Source organism: Hyphomonas sp., assembly GCF_013823385.1.
Taxonomy (GTDB): domain Bacteria; phylum Pseudomonadota; class Alphaproteobacteria; order Caulobacterales; family Hyphomonadaceae; genus Hyphomonas.
This window is the reverse complement of the sequence record NZ_PNMA01000164.1, coordinates 1-1,077: the sequence shown is the minus strand read 5'-3', so window position 1 is coordinate 1,077 and position 1,077 is coordinate 1. Positions and strand designations below refer to the sequence as shown.

Below are 1,077 nucleotides of genomic sequence, written 5' to 3'. Positions count from 1 at the left end.
CGAAGCAGCAGTGGTCGACGATGTCGTCGTAGGATTTGAAGATGCGGTTCGACAGCCAGTTGTCACGCATGAACTGCCAGACATTTTCGACCGGGTTGAGCTCGGGGCATCGCGGCGGCAGCGGCAACAGGGTGATGTTCGGCGGGACGACCAGCTCGGCCGAACCGTGCCATCCGGCTTGATCAAGGATGACGACGGCATGGGCGCCGGGCGCCACTTGGAAGGCGATCTCTTCAAGATGCATGCTCATTGCCTCGCTGTTGCAGCGGGGCATGACGATGCCTGCAGCCTTGCCTTGGGCAGGACAGATCGCACCAAAGATCCAGGCCGAGGATCGCCGCTGATCGCGAGGAGCTGAGGGACGCGTGCCGCGCCTCGCCCAGCGCCGGGTGAGCTTCGTCTGTTGGCCGATCCGGGCTTCATCCTGCCACCAAAGCTCTATGGGCGTTCCTTCGGGGAGGCCTTTGCGGATTTGCGCCAGACGGGTGGCGAAGCCTTTTTAAAAATGGCGATGTCATCGTCCTTCTGACCACGATGACGCGGCCGCGCGGAGAGCTTGCGGTAACCCATCGCCCGAAGCTCGCGCCCCAGGGTATGACGCGTGACCGATACCGAGAACTCGTCCCATACCCACTGGGCAAGATCGGCAAGCCGCCAACGCACCACGCCATGCGCTGCAGGGATCGGACCCGCTTCGACGACCTCGATCAGGCGAGCTCGCTGTTCGTCGTTCAGGATCGACGCGCGCCCGGGTGCTTTGCGCGTTGCCAGACCCTCAGGGCCTTCCGCGTTGAAACGCAGCACCCAGTCGCGCACGATCTGCAGCGTCACCCCGGCCAACTTCGCCGCTTCGCTACGGCTGCCGCCGTCCAGGATCAGTGCTATCGCCAGCAGTCGTCGAACCTGGTCAGGATCGCCGCATCGTCGCGCAAACCGCCGCAAATCCTCCGGTGTCTGATCCGCCCGAACCCCAATCGCTGCCGCCATCGCAAGCCTCCATGTGCTTGCAGCATGGAATCAGGTCAGCCAGCGAATGGGAATCCCACCGCGTGAGTCATCCACAGCGATCATTGGTAT

General features: G+C 63.2%; 1 protein-coding gene. It reads right to left on the bottom strand.

Annotated elements, in window-relative coordinates; genetic code table 11:
• A protein-coding gene (locus C0456_RS20785) for an IS630 family transposase (protein WP_291056687.1) occupies positions 1–987 on the bottom strand; the annotation gives its coding sequence in 2 pieces (ribosomal slippage) (positions 1–454 and positions 457–987; 985 coding nt annotated over the 2 pieces). This gene is flagged as partial in the annotation.
• Positions 988–1,077: the final 90 nt, after the last annotated feature.